This is a genomic window from Janthinobacterium kochi (assembly GCF_051380715.1).
Lineage (GTDB): Bacteria > Pseudomonadota > Gammaproteobacteria > Burkholderiales > Burkholderiaceae_D > Janthinobacterium.
The window spans coordinates 458,331-476,735 of record NZ_JBNYXO010000003.1 but is presented as its reverse complement, the minus strand read 5'-3'; the positions used below and the strand labels follow the sequence as shown (position 1 = coordinate 476,735).

The following is an 18,405-nucleotide window of genomic DNA, read 5'->3' as shown; positions in this document are numbered from 1 at the left end:
AAACTGACAGGAGCAAGCACATGGAAACGACCACGACACATGCCGCAGCAGCGAGCCAGCTGGCGCAAGCGGGCGCCCGGGAATTGCTGGTCTTTGGCCTGGGCACTGAGGAATACGCCATCGACATCGGCCTGGTGCAGGAAATCCGCGGCTACGGCGCCGTGACCCGCATCGCCAATGCGCCCGCTTTCCTCAAGGGCTTCATCCACCTGCGCGGCAGCATCGTGCCGCTGGTCGACCTGCGCATCGCGCTGGGCCGCGCCGAACCCGCGTACGACGCCTCGACCGTGGTGATCATTCTCGTCTTCGCGCAGGGCGCCACCGGCATCGTGGTCGACCGCGTGGCCGATGTGGTGCCGCTGGCACCGGCACAGCTCAAACCCCCACCGCAACTGCATGGTTCGGCGATGGCCGGCCATGTAACGGCCATTGGCAGCCTGGATGAACGGCTGCTGATCGTGCTCGACATGGACAGCCTGCTGTCTGGCATGGGCATGGCCGCCACGGGAAAACTGGCTGCCTGAGGCAGCCATCGCCATTCCGCCCGCCACCTGACCGCCATCCGGAGACACCATGAGCATCCTGATCGTCGATGACAACGACACCAACCTGAGCCTGCTATCGACCTTGGCGCGCAAGGCCAGCTGCATAGCCCCCGTCTGCATGAACGACCCCATCGATGCGCTGACCTGGTGCGAGACGCATGTGCCGGACCTGGTCCTGCTCGACTACCGGATGCCCAGCCTGTCGGGCAATGAATTTCTCAGCATCTTCCGCAAGATGCGGGGCATGGCCGACATCCCCATCATCATGGTCACCACCGAGAACGACCGCGCCGTGCGCAAGCAAGCCTTTTCGCTCGGTGTCACGGAGTTTCTCACCAAGCCAGTCGACACCATCGAGTTCAGCCTGCGCGTGCGCAATCTGCTGGCCCTGCGCATGGCGCAAACCTTGCTGGCCGACCGCGCCAAGCTGCTCGAGCATGAAGTGCGCCAGGCCATCGCCAACGTCACGGCGCGCGAGATGGAACTGGTCACGCGCCTGGCGCGGGCGGCCGAATTCCGCGACCCCGAAACAGGCGCCCACATCATGCGCATGGCGCGCTATTCGGCGCTGATCGCCAGGAACCTGGGCATGGATGGGCAATGGCAGGAACTGCTGCTCAAGGCTGCACCCATGCACGACGTGGGCAAGCTGGCCACGCCCGACCATATCCTGCTCAAGCCGGGCCGGCTGGACCCCGAGGAAATGGCCATCATGCGCCAGCATGCGGAAATCGGCGGCAAGATCCTCGCCGGCAGCGATTCGCCACTGATCCAGCTGGCCGAGGAAATCGCCTGCGGCCACCACGAAAAATACGATGGCAGCGGCTATCCGCGCCACCTGGCGGGCGAACAGATACCGCTGTCGGCGCGCATCGTCGCCGTGGCCGATGTCTTCGACGCGCTCACTTCGGAACGCCCGTACAAGCCGGCCTGGCCAGTGGAACAGGCGCGCCTGTACCTGCAACAGAACAAAGGCAGCCATTTCTGCCCGCGCTGCATCGACGCCTTCCTGGGCGCCTGGGACGAGGTGCTCGATATCCGCAACAGCCTGCCCGACCCCGTCCAGCACCACGCCCACCCACTGTCAGCGAGGACCCTGCCATGCGCGTACAACAACTGATCCTGAAAAACCGAGCCCACCTCGATGCCGCGCTGGCTCCCCTGGTTGCCATGCAGCCGCAACTGGTGCTGGTCTTTGGCGCCTGCGCCTACTTTGCCACCCCCGGCTTGAGCGCGGCGCTGCGTCGCCAACTACCCGGCGCCGTCATCGCCGGCTGCTCCACGGCCGGCGAGATCGCCGGCAAGCGCGTCTACGACGACAGCTGCGTCATCACCGCCATCGGCTTCGCGCACACGGAGGTGGCCATCGCCGACGCCATCATCTGCGACATGGCGGATTCGCACGAGGCGGGCGAGCGCCTGGCGCAGGCGCTGCCGCAAGAAGGCCTGGCGGCAGTTTTCATGCTGGGTACGGGCGTGGCCATCAACGGCAGTGCCCTGATTGCCGGCCTGCAGGCGCATCTGCCCCCGGGCGTCACCATCTCCGGCGGGCTGGCCGCCGACGGCGGTGCGTTCCGCCAGACCTGGACCCTGGGTCCGCGCGGCGCGGCCGACAATACCATCGTCGCCGTCGGCCTGTACGGCGAGCATATCCGCCTCGGCTACGGCAGCCATGCGGGCTGGGAGGCGTTCGGCCCCGCGCGCAAGGTGACGCGCTGCGTCGGCAACGTGCTGTATGGCCTCGATGGCGCGCGGGCGCTGGACATCTACAAGCTGTACCTGGGCGACCATGCGCGCGATCTGCCCCGCTCGGGCCTGCTGTTTCCGTTTGAAATGCTCTCGGCGGCGCATGAAAAAAGCAATGTCTTCCGCACCATCATCGCCGTCGACGAGGAACAGGGTTCGCTGACACTGGCCGGTGACATCCTCGCCGACGGCTACCTGAAACTGATGCATTCCAGAACCAACCGGCTGATCGACGGAGCCGAAATGGCCGCGCGCGGCGTCCAACCCCACGCCGATACGCTGGGTGACCAGCTGGCCCTGCTGGTCAGTTGCGTCGGGCGCAAGCTGGTCATGGGCGACCGGGTCGAGGAAGAGGTCGAAGCGGTGGCCGACGTGCTGGGCAGCGGTGCCACCTGTATCGCCGGTTTTTACTCGAACGGCGAAATCGGCATCACGCAGCAGCATGGCGCATGCCAGTTGCATAACCAGACGATGACCGTGACGGTGCTGAGCGAAACATGAACCGCACCCTGGCACGCCAATTGAGCCGCGTCTGCGATATCGACTCGGAAAGCGCCTGCATCGCCTTGCTGGAGCAGGCGCAGGCATTGGGGGCGCAAGCGGGCACGCCGCCCGAACTGGCCGCTTTCCTGGCCGGCCTGCCGGCCCTGCTGTTGCGCATCGACAACGCCTACGAACAGTCCGAACGGGACCTGGACTTGCGCTCGCGCAGCCTGGAACTGAGTTCGAATGAACTGAGCATGACGAATGACCTGCTGCGCACGGAACTGGCCAGCCGCAACCGCGTGATCCAGTCGCTGCGCGCGGCGGCCGTGCGCCTGCTCGACAACGACGATTCCGGCCTGCGCCTGCCGCAGGAAGGCGATATCGAGGGCCTGTCGGTGCTGCTGGCCAAGCTGGTGTCGCTGCAGGAACTGCGCCGCATCGAACTGCAAAACCAGCGCTTTGCGATGGACCAGCACGCCATTATCAGTATCACCGATACCGCCGGCGTCATCATTTACGTCAACGACAAGTTCTGCGCCATCAGCGGGTACACGCGCGAAGAGCTGATCGGCAAGACGCACCGCCTGATCAATTCGCACACGCATCCGGACGCCGTCTTTGCGCAGATGTGGCAAACCATTACCGCCGGCCAGGTCTGGCACGGGGAAATCTGCAACCATGCCAAGGATGGCGGGCAATACTGGGTGGACGCCACCATCGTGCCCTTCCTCGATGCCGCCGGCAAGCCCTATCAGTACATCGCCATCCGCACGGAAATCAGCGACAGCAAGCGCATGGCAGAGACCATCGCGAAAAGCGAGCGCGAATACCGCAACGTCGTCAATAGCCTCAATGAAGTGGTCTTCCGCACCGACTTGAACGGCGCCTGGACCTTCCTGAACCCCGCCTGGCACACCATCACCGGTTTCAGCGCCGCCGACAGCCTGGGCAAGCATGTACTGCAATTCATCGATGCACGCGACCGGGAACGCGCCGCCGCCGGCCTGTCCCAGCTGCTCGGTGGCCAGGTGGACAGCATGCGCCATGAGGCGCGCTACCTGACCAGCGATGGCAACGTGCGCTGGATCGACGTGTGTGCGCGCGCCGAACGCGATGGACAGGATCGGCTGACAGGCATCACCGGCAGCCTGACCGACATCACCGAGCGGCGCCTGGCGGCGCGCGAGCTGCGGCATAACCTCAACTTTGTCGACGCGCTCATCGAGACCATTCCTATCCCTTTGTACCTGAAGGATGTACAGGGCCGCTACCTGCGCGCCAACCGCGCCTATTGCGCCTTCTTCCAGCGCGCGCAGGCGGACATCCTGGGCAAGACGGTAGCCGACATCCTGCCGCAGCAGCAGGCGCAGCAAGTGCTGCAGCGCGACCTGGAGCTGCTGCAGGACCGGGGCAACCAGACGTATGAAGACCGGCTGAGCGTCGGCACGCGGCAAGTCGATGTGCTGTTCAGCAAGGCGGCCCTGCTGAAGTCCGATGGCAGCCTGCACGGCCTGGTCGGCACCATCGTCGACATTTCCAGCCAAAAGGCGGCTGAACGGGCGCTGCTGCTGGCCAAGGAAGTGGCCGAATCGGCCAGCCGCTCGAAGAGCGAATTCCTGGCCAACATGAGCCACGAGATCCGCACGCCGATGAACGGCATCCTGGGCATGACGGATTTGGTGCTCGATTCCGAACTCGACGTCCACCAGCGAAAATACCTGGAAATCGTCAAGGCGTCGGCCGACGCCCTGCTGTGCATTATCAACGACATCCTCGATTTCTCGAAGATCGAGGCGGGTATGCTGACCCTGGAGAGCATCCCCTTCAAGCTGCGCCAGCTGATGCAGGAAACCATGCGCGCACTAGCCATACGGGCCGAGGCCAGCGGCCTGGAACTGGTGCTCGACGTCGATCCCGCGCTGCCACACACCTTGCTCGGCGACCCTGGCCGGCTGCGCCAGGTGCTGACCAACCTGGCGGGCAACGCCATCAAGTTCACGCCGCGCGGCGAAGTCACTGTCAGTGCCCGGCTGCGCGCCAGCGGCGATGGCATGGCCCAGGTGCAGCTGTGCGTGCGCGACACCGGCATCGGCATCGCCGCCGACATGCAGGAGGCCGTCTTCGACGCCTTCCAGCAGGAAGACGGCTCGACCACGCGGCGCTTCGGCGGCACGGGACTGGGCCTGTCGATCACGCGCCGCCTGGTGACGATGATGAAAGGCAGCATAGTCCTGACAAGCGAACTGGGCAAGGGCAGCAGCTTCACCGTGGACCTGGCCCTGCCCATCGGCGAGCATCAGCCTTGCCTGCCGCCGCCGGGCGCCTCGCTGGCGGGGCGGGCGATCCTGCTGGTCGACGACAATTCCAGCAGCCTGACCATCCTGCGCAAGATCTTCGAGCACAGCGGCGCCGCCGTCACCGCCTGCGAGTCGGGCGAGACGGCGCTGGAGCACTGCCGCACCGCCCTGCCGGCCGACTGCATCATCATGGATTTTGCCATGCCCGGCATGAATGGCTTCGACACGGCATCGGCCCTGGCCGCCCTGCCCCACTGGAGCCAGGTGCCCATCGTCATGCTGTCTTCCAGCGGCAGTCTGGGCGACGCGGCGCGCTGCCGCGAACTGGGTATCGACGGCTACCTGCTCAAGCCTGCCAGCCCCGAAGAACTACTGGCCATCACCTTGAGCGTGCTGGGCACCTGCCGCGGCATGCCCAACGCCAGGCCCGTGGTGACGCGCCATTCCATGCGCGAAGGCACGCCCGGCCTGGACATCCTGCTGGTCGAGGACAACGCCATGAATTGCGAACTGGCCACCGTGCTGCTGTCGAATGCGGGCCACCGGGTCACGCATGCGGCGAATGGCCGCATCGCCCTCGATTGCCATGCCGCCGGCCATTTCGACATCATCCTGATGGACCTGCAGATGCCGGAAATGGGCGGTTTCGACGCCACCGCGCAGATACGCCAGCGCGAAGCGCAAGGCATGCCGACGAGCGTCATCATCGCCATGACGGCCAGCGCCTTCGAAGGCGACCGCGAACGCTGCATCGCCGGCGGCATGGACGACTACCTGTCCAAGCCGTTCCGCACCGCCGCCTTCCACAGCCTGATCGAGCAGCATGTATTGCACATCAGCAAGCTGCCGATGCCGCCCGCCATGGCGTCGCAAGTGGCAGTGCTGGCCACCGGCAGCGCGCCGCGCTTCGACTACGGCGCCGCGCTGGCGAGCGCCGACGCCGACGTGATCGCCATCATCGGCGCCTCCTTCCTGGCCGGCTTGCCGGAGCAGCTGGCGGCCTTGCGCGCAGCCCTGCAGGCGGGCGACCGGCCCACGGCGAGCCGGCAGGCACATACCCTGGCCGGCTTGCTGGCCAACTTCCATGCCATCCCCGCCGTCGCCATCGCCGCCGCCATCGAGCGCGAGGCGGCACAGGTCCCGCAGGAGGCTTTGCTGGCGCGCCTCGCTGCGCTGGAGGAGCAGTCGCGGCTGTTCCTGCAGGAAACGGGCGCGGCCATCCAGGCAAACTTGATGTAGATCATAATTTTTTGAACAAGCTCTTGCTATCCTGTAAAAAAATGACAGGAGTCCTGAATGAGCAAGACGCAGGCGAGCAATGCGGAGCAAAACGTTGAACATGAGCGCCAGGGCAGCGCCTGGCAAGGCGTGCCGGTGCCCGACTATCCGGAGAGCGCACCGGAAGGCGCCACTCTGGACCTGCTGCTGAATGCCTGGCTGGGCAAGTTCACGGGCGGCATTTCGCCGGCGGCGCTGTGCAACGCCTATGCTGACTGGCTCAGCCACCTGGCGCTGGCGCCATCGAAGCAGCAAACCCTGCTGCAGGAAGCGTGGAAGAAAATCGGGCGCTGGCAACAGTATGCACTGCAATCTGCACTGCAGTCGGCCCAGGCCGGCAGCGCCAGCGAACCGCCGTGCATCGCGCCGCTGCCGCAGGACCGGCGCTTCGAGGACCCCGCGTGGCAGCGCTGGCCGTACAACCTGGTCTACCAGGGCTTCTTGCTGCAGCAGCAATGGTGGCACCGCGCCACCACGGGCGTGCGCGGCGTCTCGCCGCACCACGAAGATGTCGTCACGTTCACCGTGCGCCAGTGGCTCGACATGCTGGCGCCGTCGAACTTCATGCTGACCAATCCCGTGGTACAGCAGGCAACCCTGGCAAGCGGTGGCGCCAACCTGGCGAACGGCGCGCAGCACCTGGCCGACGACTGGCGCCACGCCGCCATGGGAGCCTATGCACCAGACCAGCGCACCTACAAGGCAGGCGAGAACGTGGCCGTCACGCCCGGCAAGGTGGTCTACCGCAATGACCTGATCGAGCTGCTGCAATACGCGCCGGCGACAGCGACAGTGCATGCCACGCCCCTGCTGTTCGTGCCGGCGTGGATCATGAAGTACTACATACTCGACCTGTCGCCGCACAATTCGCTGGTGCGCTACCTGGTGGAGCAGGGCCACACGGTGTTCATGATTTCATGGAAAAATCCGCGTGAAGAAGACCGCGAGCTGTCGCTGGAAGACTACCGCCAGCTGGGCGTGATGGACGCGCTCGACGCCATTGCGCGCATCACGGGCGCGCCGCAGGTTCACGCGACCGGCTACTGCCTGGGCGGCACCCTGCTGGCGATTGCTGCCGCAAGCATGGCGCGCGACGGCGATGCGCGCCTGGCCAGCCTGACCATGCTCGCTTCGCAGGTAGACTTCAAGGAACCGGGCGAACTGTCGCTGTTCATCGACGAGAGCCAGGTGAGCTTCCTGGAAGCGGCCATGTGGAAACAGGGCTACCTCGATACGAAACAGATGGCGGGCGCCTTCCAGCTGCTGCGCTCGAACGACTTGATCTGGTCGCGCCAGCTGCGCCATTACCTGCTGGGCCTCGATGACCAGGACAACGACCTGATGGCCTGGAACAGTGACGCCACGCGCATGCCCTGCCGCATGCACTCGGAATACCTGCGCCGCCTGTTCCTGCACAACGACCTAGCCGAAGGGCGCTACCGCACGGCAGGCCGGCACATCGCCCTGCCCGACATCGACGCGCCCATCTTTGCCGTGGGCACGCTGACGGACCACGTGGCGCCATGGCGCTCCGTCTACAAGCTGCAACTGCTGACCGACACGGACGTCACCTTCCTGCTCACCTCGGGCGGCCACAACGCGGGCGTAGTCTCGCCGCCGGGCCAGGCGCGCCGCAGCTACCAGCTGGCCACGCACCGCCACGACGCGCCCTACATCGACGCGGACAGCTGGCAGCGCGACGTGCCGCGCCACGACGGTTCGTGGTGGCCCGCCTGGCAAGCCTGGCTGGCAGAGCGCTCGGGCGCGCAAGTGGCGCCGCCGGCCATGGGCCCGGACCTGGGCGACGCGCCGGGCAACTATGTGCGGCAGACCTGACAACCGACAACCGACAACCAAGGAGAACGCCATGCCCTACACTACCCTGCTGGTCCACGTAGACAATTCCCACCACTGTGCCCAGCGCATCCGCCTGGCTGTGCGCCTGGCCATTGCCGAAGGCGCCCACCTGATCGGCTCGGCCATGAGCGGCATCTCGCGCTACGCGTATGGCGGCGGCGTCAACGCGCTGCAATTCGCGCCGGCGCAGATGCAGGCGCTGCGCACCCAGGCCAGCGAAGCCTTGCATGAATTCGAGCGCATTGCCCGCGAAGAAGGCCTGGGCACCTACGAAACGCGCTTCGTCGACGACGACGCGCAAGGCGCGCTGCTGCTGCAAGCGCGCTATTGCGACTTGCTGATCCTTGGCCAGACCGACGCGCAGGATACGCCATCGCGCGTCATCGCCGGCACGCCCGAATACCTGATGCTGCATTGCGGGCGGCCCGTGCTGATGGTGCCGCATGCGCCATCGGCTGCGCTAGCGGGCGGCGCGCAGCATCCCCTGCTGGCCTGGAACGGCAGTGCCGAAGCGCTGCGCGCCATCACCGATGCGCTGCCGCTGCTGCAACGGGCACGACAAGTCACCCTGGCCGTCGTCAATTCGCACGCCCAACCGGCCGCGCATGGCGAGCAGCCGGGCGCCGACCTGGCCCTGTACCTGGCGCGCCACGGCGTCAACGTCGAAGTGCTGCAGCACGACACGCCGCACGGCCAGGACGTGGGCGCGGCCCTGCTGGCCATGGCGACGCAGCGCCAGTGCGACCTGATCGTGATGGGCTGCTACGGCCACATGCGCCTGCGCGAGGCGCTGCTGGGAGGCGTCACGCGCACGGTGCTGCAGGAAATGACCTTGCCGGTGCTGGTGTCGCACTGACAGAGTTAGCCCACCGTGGTGCCAAACAGGGCGCCGATGCCCGACGCCGCCGCCATCGATAGCGCGCTCCAGAACACCACGCGCAGCACGCCCCGGCCCACGCGCGCTCCGCCTGTCCTGGCCGCCAAGCCGCCGAGCAGTGCCAGGAACAACAGCGAGGAAGCAGCGATGGCTGGCGCCAGCATGGCCATGGGCGCCAGCAGCACCACCAGCAGCGGCAGGGCCGCGCCGATGGCAAAACTGAGCGCCGAAGCCAGCGCCGCCTGCAGCGGGCGCGCGCGCATGCTCTCGGTGATGCCCAGTTCATCGCGCGCATGTGCGCCGATGGCGTCATGCGCCATCAGCGCCGTGGCCACCTGGGCGGCCAACGCTGGCGCCAGGCCGCGCTCTACATAAATGTGCGTCAGCTCGCGCAACTCGCCCTTCGGATCGTCACGCAGCTCGCCACCCTCGCGCTCCAGCGCCGCCTGCTCCGTGTCCGCCTGCGACTGCACCGAGACATATTCGCCCGTCGCCATCGACATGGCGCCCGCCACCAGGCCCGCCACGCCGGCCACAAGGATGCTGTCGTGCGTGGCATGGGCCGCCACCACCCCCAGCACCAGGCTGGCCGTCGAGACGATGCCGTCATTGGCGCCCAGCACGGCGGCACGCAGCCAGCCCACATTGTCCATTCGGTGAAACTCACGGTGTCGCAATGGCATGGTCAACTCCCTTCAGTCATGGAAATGGCGCGCTGGCGGGCGCGGGAAAACGCACCGTCACCACCAGGCCCGTACCATCGGGCCCGGCGGCCAGCTGCACGCTGGCGCCATGCGTTTCGGCGATGCGCCGCACGATCGACAAACCCAGTCCGCTGCCTGGCTGCTGCGCGCCGGCGGCGCGGAAAAAGCGTTCGAATACGCGCTCGCGCAACTGCTCTGCAATGCCGGGCCCCGTATCGCTCACGCGCAGCAGCACGCCATCGGCCTCGGTGCGGCAGGCCAGCGCCAGCGTGCCGCCAGCCGGGGTGTAGCGCATGGCATTGTCCATCAGGTTGCGTACCAGGATCAGCACATGGTCCGCCTGCAGGCGGCACGGCGCCGTGGCCAGGTCGGCCCGCAGCAGCAGATCCTGGCGCTGCGCCTGCGCCATCCAGGCGGGCAGCTGTTCGGCCAGCACGGCGGCCAGGTCCAGCACGGGCAGGTCGGGCGGCGGCTGCGACTGCGGGTCGAGCCGGGACAAGGTCAGCAACTGCCCCACCAGGCGCGTGGCGCGGTCCACGCTCAGGCCCAGGCCCGTCACGGACTCGCTGCGTTCCGCATCGCTGCGCGCGCGCTGCAATACCTGCAGGTTGGTCTTGATGGCCGCCAGCGGCGTGCGCAATTCATGCGCGGCATCGGCCGTGAAGCGCTGCTCCTGCTCGCGCGTCTGGCGCACGCGCAGGAACAGGCGGTTGATGGCCTGCAGCAGCGGCTGCACTTCCAGCGGCGCGCCAGTCACGCTGACACTGGCGAGATCGTCGGGCGTACGCTGCGCCACTTCATCGGCGGAACGGCGCAAGGCGCGAAACACGCGGTTGATGCTCCACCAGATGGCCAGCGCCGCCAGGGCGGCCATCGGCAAGCCGATGGCCAGCAGCTTGAGGGCAAACCGGCTGCTGATTTCCTGGCGGTGGCTGGCCGGTTCCGCCACCTGGATCTGCAGCTGCGCGTTGTGATTCCAGCTCGTGTAGATGCGCCACAGGCGGCCATCGTTGTCGTGCCAGCTGTAGCCGACATCGGCCGGCGCGGCGAACGCCTGGTCGGGCGCACCGGCGTTCTTGTACAGCAAGCGGTGCTGCGCATCCCACACCTGGAACAGCAGATACTGGCGGTGGTTGCGGTTCTGCGCCACCGGCATCACCAGCGACGTGCTCGCGCCATGCTCCTGCACTTCGTGTTCCGCCAGGGAGAGCAGCAAATGCCCCGTCTCGGCCAGCGACTGGTCGAACAGTTCCTGGCTTTCGCGCCCCGCTTCCAGGTACACGATGGCCGCGCTGAAGCCCCAAAGCGTGAACGTCAGTCCCAGCAGGACGGCCAGCAGCGTGCGCCGCAGCGACCATGCGCCGGCGGCGCGCGGGGTGGACGCTGTCATGGACCCGCCTGCACATCGTGCGTAGCAGGCCTGTCGATGCTGTAGCCGATCGCATGCACGGTGCGGATCAGCGCCTTGCCCAGCTTGCGCCGCAAATGGTGGATATGCACCTGCAGCGCGTTGCTGTCGACTTCCTCGCCCCAGCTGTAGACGCCCTCTTCCAGCTGCACGCGGCTCAGGATGCGCCCGCGCTGTTCGACCAGCATCAGCAGGATGCTGAATTCCTTGCCCGTCAGGGGCACCTCCACGCCAGCCTGGCGCACCTGGCGCGCGGCGACATCGATGACGATATCGCCATGCACGAGTTCTTCGTGCGTGCGCCCGGCCGCACGGCGGCAGGCGCTGCGCATGCGCGCCGCCAGCTCATCGAGATCGAAGGGCTTGACGATGAAGTCGTCCGCGCCCGCGTCCAGGCCCGCCACGCGGTCGATGATCTGGTCGCGCGCGGTGACGATCAGGATCGCTCCGTCATAGCCGCCGCGGCGCAAGGTCGCCAGCGCCTGCATCCCATCCTCGCCCGGCAGGGCCAGATCGAGCAACAAACAGCCATAGCGGTGCAGGCGCACGGCCATATGCGCGCTTTCGGCCGACTGCACCCAGTCGACCGCATAGCCGGCCTGCTCCAGCCCCATCTGCGTGGCCCGCCCCAGCTGGGGGTCGTCTTCTGTCAGCAATATGCGCATCGTGGCCTGTCCTGTCGGAGTTTCATGCTCGCAGCGTAGGCGCCGGACATTAAGAACTTCTTAACATCTGCTGGCGACCATCCTTCCATCGTCCACTTCCGGCTGCCTCCCATGCCCGCTTCCCTCCATCTTAACCGCTGCCAGCCTTGCTGGCCAATACTCGCCCTGCTCGGCTGGCCACTGCTGTCGGCCGCCGCGCCGCAGCAACTGCTGCTGAGTCCACAACAAATCAGCCGTGCCGGCATCGCCACCACGCCAGCCGTCGCGACGCTGGCCGGCAACGATACGCCGGCCGGCAACGACCTGGTCCTGTCGGGCACCGTGGTGGCGCCGCCCGGCGCAAGCGCCATGGTCAGCGCCATGCCGGGCGGCGTGGTGCAAGCCGTGCACGTGGCAACCCTGCAGCAGGTGCGGGCAGGCACGCCGCTGCTGACGCTGTTCAGCCAGTCCTGGCTGGAATGGCAGCGCGAGTATCTGGAAAAATCCAGTGCGGCCAGGCTGGCCAGCGCCAGGCTGGCGCGCGACGAGGCGCTGTACGGCGATGGCATCATCGCCCGCGCCCGGCTCGACGCCAGCCGCGATGCGGCCCAGCTGGCCGTGCTGGCGGCGCGCGAGCGCGAACAGGCGCTGCGCAGCGCCGGCCTCGATACGACGGCGCTGCGGCGCCTGCGCGACAGCCACGCGCCGTCGCCCTTGCTGACGGTGCGCGCCAGCCAGGCCGGCACCGTGCTGGAACTGCCGGTCCAGCAGGGACAGCGCGTCGAGGCGGGAGAGTTGCTGGCGCGCACGGCTGCCAGCGGCCCCCTGTGGGTGCAATTGCAAGCCTCGCGCGCGCAACTGCCGCTGCTGAGCGTGGGTGACCTGCTGCAGGTGGAAGGCTGCGCCAAGCTGCGCGTGACGGCCATCTCGCCCGTCGTCGACGCCGCCACGCAAAGTGCGCAGCTGCGCGCACAGCAAGTGGGCCAGGAGCCATGCCTGAAGGTGAATGCATTTGTCGAAGCGCGCTTGCTGCGCCCGGCGCAGAAAGCGGGTGCGGTGGGCGGCGTGGCCGTGCCGGCGGCGGCGCTGGTGCGGCGCATGGGCGAGGCGCGCCAGGAGTACGTCTTTGTCGCCAATGCCAGGGGCTTCACGGCAGTGCCCGTGCAAGCGACGCCGGCCGGCGGCGGCATGGCGTGGGTGCGCGGCGCTGTGGCGCCAGGCGACGCGGTGGCCGTGCGCGGCCTGGCGGCGCTGAAAGGCAGCTGGAGCGGCCTGGGTCCCGCCTCGGATGCACCCGTCCAGGGAGGCAAGTGATGCTGGCCCGTCTGATCGCCCTGTCGCTGTCGCAGCGCCTGCTGGTGCTGGTGTTGGCGGCGCTGATGGCTGCGGCCGGCGTGCAAGCCTTTCGCGCGCTGCCCATCGACGCCTTCCCCGATGTCTCCGGGACCCAGGTCAAGCTGATCCTGAAGGCGCCCGGCATGACGCCGGAAGAAGTCGAGGCACGCATCGTCGCCCCGGTGGAGCAGGAACTGCTGGGCATACCGCGCCAGGCGGTGCTGCGTTCGCAGTCAAAGTATGCGATCGCCGACATCACGCTGGACTTCCAGGAGGGCACCGATGTCTTCTGGGCGCGCCAGCAGGTCAGCGAACGGCTGGCCAGCGTGCTCAAGGACTTGCCCGCCTCCGTCAGCGGCGGCCTGGCGCCCATCACCACGCCGCTCGGTGAAATCTTCATGTTCACCATCGAGGGACCCTTGAGCCTGATGGAAAAGCGCACACTGCTCGAATGGACCATCCGCCCCCAGCTGCGCAACATCGCCGGCGTGGCCGACGTCAATTCGCTCGGCGGCATGGTGCGCAGCTTCGAAGTGGTGCCCGACCTGGCCGCCCTGGCCGCGCGCGGCCTGTCGCTGGCCCAGCTGCAGCAGGCGCTGGAAGCAAACAACCGCAGCGACGGCGCGGGCCGCCTGGGCAGCGGCGAGGAGGCGCTGCTGATCCGCAGCGACGCGGGCATCCGCACGCTGGCCGACGTGCGCGCCATCGGCATCGACCGGCGCGGCGGCATGGCGGTGAGCGTGGGCCAGGTGGCCACGGTGCGCATCGGCCAGCTGACGCGCTACGGCGCCGTCACCCAGGACGGGCGCGGCGAAGCCGTGCAAGCGCTGGTGCTGTCCATGCGCGGCGCGAATGCGCAGCAAGTGGTGCAGCAGGTGCGCGCGCGCCTCGACGCGCTCGGCCCCACCCTGCCCAAGGGCACCACCATCAGCACCTTTTACGACCGCGGCAAGCTGGTGGAGCGGGCCGTGGCCAGCGTCACGGGAGCGCTGGCCGAGGCGACCGTGCTGGTGATCGTGCTGCTGTATGTTTTCCTGGGCAACCTGCGCTCGGCGCTGGTGGTGGCCTGCATCCTGCCGCTGGCAGCGCTGGGCACCTTCCTGCTGATGCAGGCATATGGCCTGAGCGCCAACCTGATGTCGCTGGGCGGCCTGGCCATCGCCATCGGCATGCTGGTCGACGCGGCCGTGGTGGTGGTGGAAAACATCGAAGCCCATGGCGCCCACGCGCAACCGGGAGTGCCGCGCCTGCATCGCATCTACCGGGCCGTGCGCGAAGTGGCGCTGCCCGTCAGCGCAGGCATGCTGGTGATCATGATCGTCTTCCTGCCCCTGCTGACGCTGCAGGGCCTGGAAGGCAAGCTGTTCGCGCCCGTGGCGCTGACCATCCTCTTCGCGCTGGCCGCCTCGCTGCTGCTGTCGCTGACTGTCATTCCCGTGCTCGCCTCGCTGCTGCTGCCCGAAAGCCACGCCGGCACGCCGCGCCTGGTGCAAAAGATGGAAGCGGCCTACCTGGCCCTGCTCGGGCGCGCCCTGGGCCGCGAGCGCCTGATCGGCGGCGTGGCCGTGGCGGCCCTGCTGCTGGCCGCTGGCGTCTTCCTGCAGGTGGGCAAATCGTTCATGCCCACGCTGGACGAAGGCGACATCATCATGCAGATCGAAAAACTGCCATCCGTCAACCTGCAAGAGTCGGCGCGCCTGGACATGGCCATCCAGCGCCGCATCCTGGAACAAGTGCCCGACGTGCGCCGCATCGTGGCGCGCCTGGGATCGGACGAACTGGGACTCGATCCCATGGGCCTGAACGAAACGGACTCCTTCCTCGTGCTCAAGGCGCGCAAGCAATGGCACAGCGCGAACAAGGAAGCGCTGATCGATGCCTTGCGGGCGGCCACGGCGAGCTTTCCGGGCGTCAATATCAGCTTTACCCAGCCCATCGAGATGCGCACCTCGGAAATGCTGTCCGGCGTGCGCGGCGACGTGGCCGTCAAGATCTACGGCCCGGACAACAAGGCGCTGGGCGCGCTCGCCGCGCGCATCGTGGCCCAGCTGCACACGCTGGCCGGCAGCGAAGATGTGCTGACGACGCAAAACTCGGGCGTGCAATACCTGCAAGTCGATATCGACCGCGTGGCCGCCGCCCGCCTGGGCCTCTCCGTGGAGCAGATCCAGGGCGATTTGCGCACCCTCATCGAAGGGCGCCAGGCGGGCATCGTCATCGAAGGCGGCAAGCGGCTGCCCCTGCTGCTGCGCGGCGGCGAACAACTGCAGCTGTCGGCCGATCTGTTCGGCCAGCTGCGCCTGCCCATGGCGGACGGCCCCGCCATCGCCTTGAGCCAGGTGGCCAGCCTGCGCACGGTCGACGGCCCCGTCAAGGTGGAGCGCGAAAACGCCTCGCGCCTGGTGGTGGTGCGCGCCAATGTGCGCGGGCGCGACCTGGTCGGCTTCGTCGACGAAGCGAAGGCCCTGGTGGCGCGGCAAGTGCCGCTGCCGCCCGGCTATCGCATCGCCTGGGGCGGCCAGTTCGAAAACCAGCAGCGCGCCGCCGCACGCCTGGCGCTGGTCGTGCCCATCGCGCTGGCGCTGATCTTCATGCTGCTGTATACGACCTTGCGCAGCATCCGGCAAACCCTGCTGGTGCTGGTCAACATCCCGTTCGCGCTGACAGGCGGCGTGTATGCGCTGGCCCTGACGGGCGAATACCTGTCCGTGCCCGCCTCGGTGGGCTTCATCGCGCTGATGGGCATTGCCGTGCTCAATGGCCTGGTGATGATCACCTGCTTCAACGACCTGCATGCGCGCGGCGTGCCGGTCGGTGAGCTGGTGCTGCAAGGCGCCGTGCGGCGATTCCGCCCCGTCATGATGACGGCCTGCATCACCGGCCTGGGCCTGGTGCCGCTGTTGCTGGCCACGGGACCCGGCTCGGAAATCCAGAAGCCGCTGGCCATCGTCGTCATCGGCGGCCTGCTCAGCGCCACCGTGCTGACCCTCGTACTGTTGCCCCTGCTGTTCCGCCGCTACGGCGTGGCGCAGCCATCTGTCCCTACCATTGCCCTCACTGGAGCCCACCATGCAGCACCCTGACCGTTCCCCCTGCGACGCCATGCTGACGCTGGCCATGCCCGTAGCCCTCGAAGAGGACGTCCTCGATTTCCTGCTGCTGCACCCGGCCTGGGCTGCCGGTTTTTCCGTGCTCGAGGCGCAAGGCATGGGACCGGGCGCCGCCTACCCCTCCAGCCTGGAACAGGTGCGGGGACGGGGGCGGCGCAAGCTGGTCCTGATCGCCGGCATCGACGCCGACTTGCGCCTCCTCGTGCAGGCACTGGCGGCGCAACTGCCCAAGCCCGACATCGCTTACTGGATCAGCCCCGTGCTGTGCCACGGGAGACTGGCATGAAGGCGCGCGCCCTGGTACTGCTGCTCTTCGCGGCGGGGGCGCAGGCAGCGCCTGGCGCCCCTTCCGCGCTGCCGCCCGAAGCCGAGGTGCGGCGCGTGCTGGCCAGCCTGCCGGCGCTGCGCCAGGGGATGCTCAATACGCAACTGGCCGGCGCGGAGCGCGACAAGCTGGCCGCCGGCCCCTATGAATGGACGGTGCGCGCCGGCGCCAACCGGCGTAGCGCGCCCGGCGCGGAACGCTACCGGGAACAGGAAGTCGCGCTGGAACGGCCCCTGCGCTGGTTCGGCAAGGCCGGCCAGGATCAGGCGCTGGGCGAGCAAGGCATGACTGTCGCGCGTGCGCTGCATGGCGACGCCTGGCATGAGGCGGGGCGCGCCCTGCTGCGCGACTGGTTCGACGCGCTGCGCGAGCTGGCCGGCGTGGCGCGGCTGGAAGAGCAACTGGCCGTGACGCAGCGCTTGCAAGCGATTGCCGCGCGCCGCGTGCAGGCTGGCGACGGCGCCGCGCTCGACTTGCTGCAGGCCGACACGGAACAGCGGCGCGTGCTGGCCCTGCTGCAACAGGCACGCCAGCGCAGCGACCAAACACTCGCGCTGCTGATCATCAGCTACCCCGGCTTGCCGCGTCCGCAGGCCGAATCGCTGCCCCTGCCGCAGGCCGATGGCGAGAGCGTATCGAGCTGGACCGAGCGCATCGTGCACGACAACCACGAACTGCAGCTGGCCCAGGCGGAAGCGGACCTGTACGCCATGCGCGCCAGCCGGCTGGCCAGCGACGCCATGCCCGACCCGACGCTGGCACTGCGCGCCGCGCGCGAGCGCGACGGCCAGGAGCGGGTGTTCGGCGTCAGCCTGTCGTTTCCCCTGCCCGGCGCCGGGCGTGCAGCCGACAGGTCGGCGGCGGCCATCAAGGCCTCGATGGCGCGCGAACGGGTCGCGCAGACGCAGCTGCGCGTCGCCCTGGCGGCCCGGCGTGCCGCCAGCGACAGCGTGCATAGCCATGCGATATGGACTACCTTGCAAGAGGTACAACAACAAACCATCCGCCAGGCGGAGCTGATGCAGCGCGCCTACCAGGCAGGCGAATGCACGCTGGCCGAAGCGCTGGCCGGCAGGCGGCAGGCGCTCGACGCGGCACTGACGGCCCAGACGGCCCAGATCGAGGCGCTGGCGGCCCAGGCGCGCCTGCAGCTCGACGCGCACGCCATCTGGTCCATCGACTGAGGCGGCGCCGACACGATTCATCCACGCGACTCACCGAGAAGGAAACACCATGAACACCAAGAAATTGACGACGCAAGGCTGGCGCCATGCGGCCCCGGCACGCCTGCTGCACTGGCTGATGGCCGTGCTGATCCCCGCCATGCTGGCCCTGGGCTGGACCATGATGGAAGTCGAGGACGAGCCCGGCAGCGAGGTGTATTTCAATTTGCATAAATCGCTGGGCTTGCTGCTCCTGCTGCTGCTCGCCGCGCGCGCCGCCTGGCGCCTGAGCCACAGGCCGGCAAGCCTGCCCCTGTCCGTGGCGCCGTGGCAAGCGGGCCTGTCGCGCCTGGGCCACGCCCTGCTGTACGCGGGCATGCTGCTGGTACCGGCGACCGGCCTGGCGGGAGCGTTGCTGAGCAAGAGCGGCGTGGCCTTTTTCGGCCTGGCCCTGCCACGCTGGTTCGCGCCCGACCATGCGCTGGCCGAACAATGGTTCGAACTGCACGAACTGGCCGCCTGGACCCTGGCCGGCCTGATCGTGCTGCATGTGCTGGCGGGCCTCAAGCATCTGCTGCTGGACAAGGACGGGGTTTTCCAGCGCATGCTGTAGACGGGCGGCGTGCCATG

14 protein-coding genes are annotated in these 18,405 nt (G+C 67.9%); 11 read left to right on the top strand and 3 right to left on the bottom strand.

Annotated features, from left to right (window positions below; genetic code table 11):
- The first annotated feature begins 20 nt into the window (after positions 1–20).
- From ACQ4WL_RS09735 to ACQ4WL_RS09710, 6 genes are read left to right on the top strand one after another with little or no spacing between them, the layout of a single operon-like run.
- The gene (locus tag ACQ4WL_RS09735; protein WP_436509517.1) at positions 21–524 is read left to right on the top strand and encodes a chemotaxis protein CheW; all 504 of its coding nucleotides are present in this window, start codon (positions 21–23) and stop codon (positions 522–524) included.
- A 49-nt stretch (positions 525–573) separates the two neighbouring features.
- Positions 574–1,665, top strand: coding sequence for an HD domain-containing phosphohydrolase (locus ACQ4WL_RS09730; protein ID WP_436509516.1), 1,092 nt, complete (start codon positions 574–576; stop codon positions 1,663–1,665).
- On the top strand, positions 1,647–2,792 hold the full coding sequence (locus ACQ4WL_RS09725; RefSeq protein ID WP_436509515.1) for an FIST signal transduction protein: 1,146 nt from the start codon (positions 1,647–1,649) through the stop codon (positions 2,790–2,792). Before ACQ4WL_RS09730 ends, ACQ4WL_RS09725 begins: the two co-directional genes overlap by 19 nt.
- Complete coding sequence (locus ACQ4WL_RS09720) at positions 2,789–6,313, top strand: PAS domain S-box protein (protein WP_436509514.1); 3,525 nt, start codon at positions 2,789–2,791, stop codon at positions 6,311–6,313. Before ACQ4WL_RS09725 ends, ACQ4WL_RS09720 begins: the two co-directional genes overlap by 4 nt.
- A 57-nt stretch (positions 6,314–6,370) precedes the next feature.
- Positions 6,371–8,188 carry a PHA/PHB synthase family protein gene (locus tag ACQ4WL_RS09715; RefSeq protein ID WP_436509513.1) on the top strand — a complete coding sequence of 606 codons (1,818 nt, stop codon included), beginning with the start codon at positions 6,371–6,373 and terminating at the stop codon, positions 8,186–8,188.
- A 31-nt stretch (positions 8,189–8,219) separates the two neighbouring features.
- Entirely contained in the window at positions 8,220–9,065 is an 846-nt protein-coding gene (locus ACQ4WL_RS09710) for a universal stress protein (RefSeq protein WP_436509512.1), read from the top strand.
- Between the two features lie 5 nt (positions 9,066–9,070).
- Here ACQ4WL_RS09710 and ACQ4WL_RS09705 read toward each other — a convergent pair whose 3' ends face one another.
- From ACQ4WL_RS09705 to ACQ4WL_RS09695, 3 genes are read right to left on the bottom strand one after another with little or no spacing between them, the layout of a single operon-like run.
- Positions 9,071–9,769 carry a VIT1/CCC1 transporter family protein gene (locus ACQ4WL_RS09705; RefSeq protein ID WP_436509511.1) on the bottom strand — a complete coding sequence of 233 codons (699 nt, stop codon included), beginning with the start codon at positions 9,767–9,769 and terminating at the stop codon, positions 9,071–9,073.
- Positions 9,770–9,785: 16 nt separating this feature from the next.
- Complete coding sequence (locus ACQ4WL_RS09700) at positions 9,786–11,180, bottom strand: ATP-binding protein (RefSeq protein ID WP_436509510.1); 1,395 nt, start codon at positions 11,178–11,180, stop codon at positions 9,786–9,788.
- The gene (locus tag ACQ4WL_RS09695) at positions 11,177–11,863 is read right to left on the bottom strand and encodes a response regulator (protein WP_436509509.1); all 687 of its coding nucleotides are present in this window, start codon (positions 11,861–11,863) and stop codon (positions 11,177–11,179) included. The genes ACQ4WL_RS09700 and ACQ4WL_RS09695 overlap by 4 nt, the downstream gene beginning before the upstream one ends.
- Positions 11,864–11,974: 111 nt before the next feature.
- Between ACQ4WL_RS09695 and ACQ4WL_RS09690 the strand changes: the two genes are divergently transcribed.
- The 5 genes from ACQ4WL_RS09690 to ACQ4WL_RS09670 are packed head-to-tail and all read left to right on the top strand — an operon-like array spanning position 11,975 to position 18,388.
- Positions 11,975–13,156, top strand: coding sequence for an efflux RND transporter periplasmic adaptor subunit (locus ACQ4WL_RS09690; RefSeq protein WP_436509508.1), 1,182 nt, complete (start codon positions 11,975–11,977; stop codon positions 13,154–13,156).
- Positions 13,156–16,260 (top strand): efflux RND transporter permease subunit, encoded by a 3,105-nt coding sequence (locus tag ACQ4WL_RS09685; RefSeq protein ID WP_436509507.1) that lies wholly within the window; start codon positions 13,156–13,158, stop codon positions 16,258–16,260. The genes ACQ4WL_RS09690 and ACQ4WL_RS09685 overlap by 1 nt, the downstream gene beginning before the upstream one ends.
- Entirely contained in the window at positions 16,247–16,573 is a 327-nt protein-coding gene (locus ACQ4WL_RS09680) for a DUF3240 family protein (protein ID WP_436509506.1), read from the top strand. The genes ACQ4WL_RS09685 and ACQ4WL_RS09680 overlap by 14 nt, the downstream gene beginning before the upstream one ends.
- A complete protein-coding gene (locus ACQ4WL_RS09675; protein ID WP_436509505.1) occupies positions 16,570–17,796 on the top strand; it encodes a TolC family protein in 1,227 nt (408 codons plus the stop codon). Before ACQ4WL_RS09680 ends, ACQ4WL_RS09675 begins: the two co-directional genes overlap by 4 nt.
- A gap of 49 nt (positions 17,797–17,845) precedes the next feature.
- Positions 17,846–18,388, top strand: a complete 543-nt coding sequence (locus ACQ4WL_RS09670; RefSeq protein WP_436509504.1) for a cytochrome b — start codon at positions 17,846–17,848, stop codon at positions 18,386–18,388.
- Positions 18,389–18,405 lie beyond the last annotated feature (17 nt).

What these genes read in the sequence shown, in the direction of transcription:
- ACQ4WL_RS09735 (WP_436509517.1), top strand. Translation starts at nt 21, where the DNA reads ATGGAAACGACCACGACACATGCCGCAGCAGCGAGCCAGCTGGCGCAA.
- ACQ4WL_RS09710 (WP_436509512.1), top strand. Translation starts at nt 8,220, where the DNA reads ATGCCCTACACTACCCTGCTGGTCCACGTAGACAATTCCCACCACTGT.
- ACQ4WL_RS09690 (WP_436509508.1), top strand. Translation starts at nt 11,975, where the DNA reads ATGCCCGCTTCCCTCCATCTTAACCGCTGCCAGCCTTGCTGGCCAATA.
- ACQ4WL_RS09670 (WP_436509504.1), top strand. Translation starts at nt 17,846, where the DNA reads ATGAACACCAAGAAATTGACGACGCAAGGCTGGCGCCATGCGGCCCCG.
- ACQ4WL_RS09695 (WP_436509509.1), bottom strand. Translation starts at nt 11,863, where the DNA reads ATGCGCATATTGCTGACAGAAGACGACCCCCAGCTGGGGCGGGCCACG.
- ACQ4WL_RS09720 (WP_436509514.1), top strand. Translation starts at nt 2,789, where the DNA reads ATGAACCGCACCCTGGCACGCCAATTGAGCCGCGTCTGCGATATCGAC.
- ACQ4WL_RS09705 (WP_436509511.1), bottom strand. Translation starts at nt 9,769, where the DNA reads ATGCCATTGCGACACCGTGAGTTTCACCGAATGGACAATGTGGGCTGG.
- ACQ4WL_RS09715 (WP_436509513.1), top strand. Translation starts at nt 6,371, where the DNA reads ATGAGCAAGACGCAGGCGAGCAATGCGGAGCAAAACGTTGAACATGAG.
- ACQ4WL_RS09685 (WP_436509507.1), top strand. Translation starts at nt 13,156, where the DNA reads ATGCTGGCCCGTCTGATCGCCCTGTCGCTGTCGCAGCGCCTGCTGGTG.
- ACQ4WL_RS09700 (WP_436509510.1), bottom strand. Translation starts at nt 11,180, where the DNA reads ATGACAGCGTCCACCCCGCGCGCCGCCGGCGCATGGTCGCTGCGGCGC.
- ACQ4WL_RS09730 (WP_436509516.1), top strand. Translation starts at nt 574, where the DNA reads ATGAGCATCCTGATCGTCGATGACAACGACACCAACCTGAGCCTGCTA.
- ACQ4WL_RS09675 (WP_436509505.1), top strand. Translation starts at nt 16,570, where the DNA reads ATGAAGGCGCGCGCCCTGGTACTGCTGCTCTTCGCGGCGGGGGCGCAG.
- ACQ4WL_RS09725 (WP_436509515.1), top strand. Translation starts at nt 1,647, where the DNA reads ATGCGCGTACAACAACTGATCCTGAAAAACCGAGCCCACCTCGATGCC.
- ACQ4WL_RS09680 (WP_436509506.1), top strand. Translation starts at nt 16,247, where the DNA reads ATGCAGCACCCTGACCGTTCCCCCTGCGACGCCATGCTGACGCTGGCC.